General features: G+C 72.7%; 3 protein-coding genes and 1 pseudogene. 1 reads left to right on the forward strand and 3 read right to left on the reverse strand.

The window, feature by feature from the left end; genetic code table 11:
- Positions 1-88: 88 nt before the first annotated feature.
- The 3 genes from GSF22_RS28575 to GSF22_RS28585 all read right to left on the reverse strand — a co-directional run bounded on the left by GSF22_RS28575 (position 89) and on the right by GSF22_RS28585 (position 6,113).
- A complete protein-coding gene (locus GSF22_RS28575) occupies positions 89-3,025 on the reverse strand; it encodes an Rne/Rng family ribonuclease (protein ID WP_208816906.1) in 2,937 nt (978 codons plus the stop codon).
- Between the two features lie 135 nt (positions 3,026-3,160).
- Positions 3,161-3,880 (reverse strand): TIGR03936 family radical SAM-associated protein, encoded by a 720-nt coding sequence (locus GSF22_RS28580; protein WP_208816910.1) that lies wholly within the window; start codon positions 3,878-3,880, stop codon positions 3,161-3,163.
- Between the two features lie 241 nt (positions 3,881-4,121).
- Positions 4,122-6,113: a TIGR03960 family B12-binding radical SAM protein gene (locus tag GSF22_RS28585; RefSeq protein ID WP_208816908.1), complete on the reverse strand. Its 1,992-nt coding sequence runs from the start codon at positions 6,111-6,113 to the stop codon at positions 4,122-4,124.
- 155 nt (positions 6,114-6,268) lie between these two features.
- On the opposite strand from GSF22_RS28585, the pseudogene GSF22_RS28590 reads away from it, so the two are divergent.
- Positions 6,269-6,645: pseudogene (locus GSF22_RS28590) on the forward strand (hypothetical protein); the annotation flags it as partial.

Raw genomic sequence — 6,645 nt, forward strand, 5'->3', positions numbered from 1 at the left:
GGACCGGCCCGGGACGGGCGCAGGGCCCCTTCCCATGGTGCCTGGGAAGGGGCCCTGCCGAACGTCGGGGTCTGCTCGGATCAGCCGGTCACGGGCGGGTCCGCCGCCGGGCACCGCGCCGCGCCCGGCGGCGACCGCCGCCGGGTTCGGTCTGGTCCTCGTCCTCGTCACCGATCGCATCCGGGTCGTCGGCGCCGGCCAGTCTGGCCGACTCGCCCCGCTGGGCGTCCGCCACCTCGGGCGCGGCCGGGGTGTCGACCTCGTAGCGGGACAGGTCGTAGCCCATGGTGTCGTCGTCCTCCGACACCTCCACCACGGTCCGCTCCGGCGCGGTCGCCGGTGCGGACCGGCGGTCCCGCCGCCGCGACGACCCGCCGGTCGGGGTCTCGACGGCCGGTGCCGGGGCGGCGGCCGGCGCGTTCGCCGAGGCCACCGCCTTGACCTTGTCGCCCGCGCCGGACCGGCCCTTCTCGGGTACCGGCTCGGTGTGGATGATCACGCCCCGGCCCTTGCAGCAGTCGCAGGTCTCGCTGAACGCCTCCAGCAGGCCGGCGCCGATCCGCTTCCGGGTCATCTGCACCAGGCCGAGCGAGGTGATCTCGGTGACCTGGTGCTTGGTCCGGTCCCGGCCCAGACACTCGGTCAGCCGGCGCAGGACCAGCTCCCGGTTGGACTCCAGCACCATGTCGATGAAGTCGATCACCACGATGCCGCCGAGGTCCCGCAGTCGCAACTGCCGGACGATCTCCTCGGCCGCCTCCAGGTTGTTGCGGGTGACCGTTTCCTCCAGGTTGCCGCCGGCACCGGTGTACTTGCCGGTGTTCACGTCGACCACGGTCATCGCCTCGGTCCGGTCGATGACCAGGTGACCGCCGGAGGGGAGGAAGACCTTCCGGTCCAGGCCCTTGAGGATCTGCTCGTCGATCCGGGACTCGGCGAAGACGTCCGCCGTACCGGTGTGCCGGCGCAACCGGGCCACCAGGTCGGGCGAGACGTGGGAAAGGTACGACTCGACCATCTCGTACGATTCCTCGCCCTGCACCACGAGTTCCCGGAAGTCCTCGTTGAACAGGTCCCGGACCACCCGGATGACCAGGTCGGGCTCCTCGTAGAGCAGCACCGGGGCGCCGCCCTCGGTCGCCTTGGCCTGGATGTCCTCCCACTGCGCCTGCAACCGCTTGACGTCGCGGGCCAGTTCGTCCTCGCTGGCCCCCTCGGCGGCGGTCCGGACGATGACGCCCGCGCCGTCCGGGACGAGCTTCTTGAGCACGTCCCGCAGCCGCTTGCGCTCGTTGTCCGGCAGCTTCCGGCTGATGCCCGAGGCGTTGCCGTGCGGTACGTACACCAGGTGCCGGCCGGAGAGCGCGATGTGGCTGGTCAACCGGGCGCCCTTGTGCCCGATCGGGTCCTTGGTCACCTGCACGAGCACCGAGTCGCCGGACTTCAGCGCCTGCTCGATCGAGCGGGCCCGCCCCTCCAGGCCGGTGGTGTCCCAGTTGACCTCACCGGCGTAGAGCACCGCGTTCCGGCCACGCCCGACGTCGACGAACGCCGCCTCCATGCTGGGCAGGACGTTCTGCACCTTGCCGAGGTAGACGTTGCCGACCATGGTGCTGGCCGAGTTACGGGTCACGTAGTGCTCGACCAGGATCCCGTCCTCCAGGACGGCGATCTGCGTCCGGTCGCCGCGCTGGCGGACCACCATCACCCGGTCGACCGCCTCCCGGCGGGCCAGGAACTCCGACTCGCTCAGGATCGGCGGCCGGGTCCGGCGCTGTTCCCGCCCGTCCCGGCGACGCTGACGCTTCGCCTCCAGCCGGGTCGAGCCGGAGACACCCTGCACCTCGTCGACGGTGCGCCGTGGTTCGCGGATCTTGACGACGGTCGGTACACCGTCGTCGGCGGTGGCCGTGTCGGCCTCGCCCGCACCACGACGGCGACGGCGACGACGCCGACGGGTCAGCCCGTCGCCGCCCTCGGTCTCGTCCTCCTCGTCGCCCTCACCCTCGGCTTCGCCCTCAGCCTCGGCCTCAGCCTCGGTTTCGACCTCGCCCTCGGCGGTCTCCTCGGTGTCGTAGTCCTCGGTCTCGTCGGCGCCGCCCTTGCCCCGGCCCCGGCCCCGGCGACCCCGGCGGCGGCGACGACGGGCCGCAGCGCTCTCGTCCTCGTCCCCGTCCTCCTCGGCCTCGGTCTCCTCGGCCTCGGCGACGGTTTCCTCCAGCGGCGCGGCCTCGACGACCTCGGCGTCGCGCCGGCCACGGCGGCGACGGCGCGGCCCCTCGGCGGGCTCGGCCGGTTCCTCGGCCCCGGTGGCCGCCTCGACGGGCTCGGCCGGGGTGGTCCGGGCCGGCAACGACTCCGGCTCGGGGGCCATGAAGAGCACCACCGGCGCGGAGAGCGCGGCCCGCCGTCGCCGGGTGGTACGCGGCTCCTCCTCGACGGCGGCCGGCTCGCCGCCGGTCGACCCGGCGGTGGGGCCGGGCACGCCGACCCCCGGCGGCACCTCCCCGGCGGTGTCGGCCGCGCCGCTGGTCGCCCCGCTCACCTGGGTACCGGGCTGCGCCGTGGAGGTCGGCGCGCCGGTGGTCACGGTGGGCTCGGCGGCGGTCGTTCCGGCCGCACCGGGCTCGGCCGCCGGAGGTACCGCCTTCTTCCGCCGGGTACGGGTCACCTTGACCGGGGGTACGACCTCGTCGGTCGCCTCCACCGCCCCGGTGGCCACCACGGGTGCCTCGGTCGACGCCGGCTCGGCGGTGGTCGCCTTCCGGCGCCGGCGGGTGGGCTTGGGTGCGGTCTCCCCCTCGCCCGCGACCGGGGTGAGCACCTCGGCCTGGAGGGCCTCGCCGCTGGCCGGGCCAACGGTGGAGGGCGCGGCGACCGGCGCCTCGCCCTGGTCGGTCAGCGGGGTGCTCCGGCGGCGCGTGGCGCGGGTACGCCGGACGGGTGCGGTCCCGGTGCTGTCGGTGGCGTCGCCGGCCGGCTGTGAACCGGTCCGTTCGCCGCCCTCGGGCTCGTTGTCGAGCATTGGACGTTCTCCAGTTCTGGCTTCCCCGGGCGCGGGTGAGCGCTGCCACGCAGGGTTGCCGCAAAGTGTTTCCGGCGGCACGCGAGGTGCGCGACCACCGAAGTCTGCCTACCTGACCACCGACCGGATTGCCGGTCAGCGTTCACCGATGCCTACCCCGTCGCGGTCCGCCTCCAACGGATCCGCGATCCCTCCTTGCGCGGTCAGCGTGCCCTGCGCCAGACGGGTCGCCCGAGGCGGCACCGGCGGCTCCAGGTCGGCCACCACGCGGAGGCCGGAAAGGACGTCATCGGGTCGTACGGACGGGGTGACCTGCCGTACGACTAGGTCGAGTATCGCACACGGGACGGCTGCGACCTCGGAAGGCGCCGGGGTGGACTCGATGACATCGATGTGATTGACGGCCCCACGTGCGTCGAAGGTCCGCCTGCCCTGTTTGGTCATCCGCTCGACGGGTACCTCCGGCGCGGCGGCGAACGCGGCGACCGCCTGCCGGAGCACAGCCGGGTCGACACCGGGCAGTTCGACCCGCCAGTGTGACGCCTCGATCCGGTCGGCCAGGCTTCCGCCGGTGGCGACGACCGCGTCCAACACGTCCAGGCCGGGGCTGAGCGCGGCGTCCAGCGCGGCGCGCAGCTCGCCCGGGTCGACCGCCTCCCGCAGACCGATCTCCAGGTACTCGGCCTCGCTGGCCACTCCGGTGGGTGCCGCGCTGGCGTAGGAGATCTTCGGGTGCGGGGTGAAGCCCTGGGAGAAGGCGATCGGTACGCCGGCCCGGCGCAGGGCCCGCTCGAAGGCTCGGGCGAAGTCGCGGTGCGAGGTGAACCGGAGCGGGCCCCGCTTCGCGTACCGGATCCGGATGCGCTGGACGACCGGGGCCTGGCCGCCCTCGGGCTGTGGTTTTCTGCTGATCGTCGTGCTCCTCGGAAGTCAGAACCGGTTGATCATGAAGAGGTGACCGGCGTCACGTGGTGCCGCCTGACCATAACGTCATGATCGACCCGGGAGGCGGTGGGCGCCACGGTCGGTGTCCACGGTGTGGACGCGGTTCTCCGGCCACACCTGCGGACGGCTCCCCGGCGCCCCCGCGGCGTCACTACTGCGGGGCGCCGGTCGGAACCTTCAGCCCACTGCCGCCGATCGGGGTCAACGGCAACAGCTTCCGACCGGTCGGCCCGATCTGGATCTCGGTGTCCATGGACGGGCAGACCCCGCAGTCGAAACAGGGCGTCCACCGGCAGTCGTCCTGCTCGTACTCCGAGAGCGCGTCCTGCCAGTCCTGCCAGAGCCAGTCCTTGTCTAGGCCCGAGTCGAGGTGGTCCCAGGGCAGGACCTCCAGCTCGTCCCGCTGCCGGGTGGTGTACCAGTCGAGGTCGACCCCGAACCCGGGCAGCACCTCGGTGGCGGCGTCCACCCAGCGCTGGTACGAGAAGTGCTCGCTCCAGCCGTCGAACCGGCCGCCGTTCTCCCACACCCGGCGGATCACCGCACCGACCCGGCGGTCACCCCGGGAGAGCAGCCCCTCGATCAGCGACGGCTCGCCGTCGTGGTACCGGAAACCGATCGCCCGACCCAGCGACCGGTCACTGTTGATCGCCTGCTTGAGCAGCTTGAGCCGGCCGTCGATCACCTCGGGCCGTTCCATCGGGGCCCACTGGAACGGGGTGTGCGGCTTGGGTACGAACCCGCCGATCGAGACCGTGCAGCGGATGTCCTTCGAGCCGGTCGCGGCCCGCCCCGCCTTGATCACCTCGTGCGCCATCCGGGCGATCTGGAGCACGTCCTCGTCGGTCTCGGTGGGCAGCCCGCACATGAAGTACAGCTTCACCTGCCGCCACCCGTTGGTGTAGGCGGTGACCACGGTGCGGATGAGGTCCTCCTCCGACACCATCTTGTTGATCACCTTGCGGATCCGCTCGGAGCCGCCCTCCGGGGCGAAGGTGAGACCGGTCCGCCGCCCGTTACGGGACAACTCCTGCGCGAGGTCGATGTTGAACGCGTCCACCCGGGTCGACGGCAGCGACAGCGACACGTTCGTGCCCTCGTACTGCTGGGCCAGGCCGGAGCACATGTCGCCGATCTCGGAGTGGTCGGCCGACGACAGCGACAACAGGCCCACCTCGTGGAACCCGGAGAACTCCAGCCCGTCGCGGACCATCTGCCCGACCGTGGTGATCGACCGTTCCCGGACCGGACGGGTGATCATGCCGGCCTGGCAGAACCGGCACCCCCGGGTACAGCCCCGGAAGATCTCCACCGCGTACCGCTCGTGCACCGTCTCGGCGAGTGGGACCAGCGGCTTCTTCGGGTACGGCCAGGCGTCCAGGTCCATCGTCGTGCGCTTGTGCACCCGGAACGGCACGTCGGGGCGGTTCGGCACGACCCGCTGGATCCGGCCGTCCGGCAGGTAGTCCACGTCGTAGAAACGCGGCACGTAGACGCTCTCCGTGCGGGCCAGCCGCAGCAGCAGCTCGTCCCGGCCGCCGGGGGAACCCTCGGACTTCCACTGCCGGACGATGTCGGTGATCTCCAGGACCGCCTCCTCGCCGTCGCCGAGCACGGCGGCGTCGACGAAGTCGGCGATCGGCTCCGGGTTGAACGCGGCGTGCCCGCCGGCCACGATCACCGGGTCGGCGTCGGTCCGGTCCGCCGCGAGCAGCGGGATCCCGGCCAGGTCGATCGCGGTGAGCAGGTTGGTGTAGCCCAGCTCGGTGGAGAACGAGACCCCGAAGACGTCGAAGTCACCGACCGGCCGGTGCGCATCCACGGTGAACTGCGGGACCCCGTGCGCCCGCATCAGCTTCTCCAGGTCCGGCCAGACCGCGTAGGTCCGCTCGGCCAGCACGTCCGGCAGCTCGTTGAGCACCTCGTAGAGGATCTGCACGCCCTGGTTGGGCAGCCCGACCTCGTACGCGTCGGGGTACATCAGCGCCCAGCGGACCGTGGCGGCATCCCAGTCCTTGACCACGGCACCCAACTCGCCACCGACGTACTGGATGGGCTTGGTCACCTGGGGCAGCAGCGGCTCCAGCCGCGGCCAGACGGAATTCGCCACAGCGGGGCGCGATGCGGTCGACGGGACGCTCATGATGTCCAAGGGTACGCGGCTCTCCGGAGCCGCCCCGACGGTGGCGGCCGGTCGGCCACGGACGGGTCGGGCGCCGTCCGTGGGCGCCGCCCTCGATCCACCACAACTGGCACAGCGGTACTAACCTCGGTGCGGCCCGAGAGGAGATTGCCGCGATGCTCCAGCCGCAGCCGGAGGCGGAACCACCGGCCGCCGAGCCGCCCCGGGGCGTGCCCGCGCCCCGCGCCGGCGACCCGGCAGTCCCCGCTGACCAGCCCGAACCGACCCGACCGGAGATCACCGAACCGGAGGTCACCCGGCCGGAGGTCACCCCGGTACCGGCGGAGACCACCGAATCGGCGACCACCGGCCCGGAGACCACCCCGGTGCCGGCGGAGACCACCCGGGCGGAGAACGCCGGGGCCGAGGCCCGGACGGAGAACGCCGGGACGGAGCACACCGACCCGGTGGGCGGCCCGGCGGAACCGCCCGGTCCGGCCCCCACCCGGCTGGAGGCGCCGCGCTGGACGGGATCCGCGCCGGTGCCCCCCGC

The sequence above is a fragment of the Micromonospora echinofusca genome (genome assembly GCF_017614955.1).
GTDB classification, from domain to species: domain Bacteria; phylum Actinomycetota; class Actinomycetes; order Mycobacteriales; family Micromonosporaceae; genus Micromonospora; species Micromonospora echinofusca_A.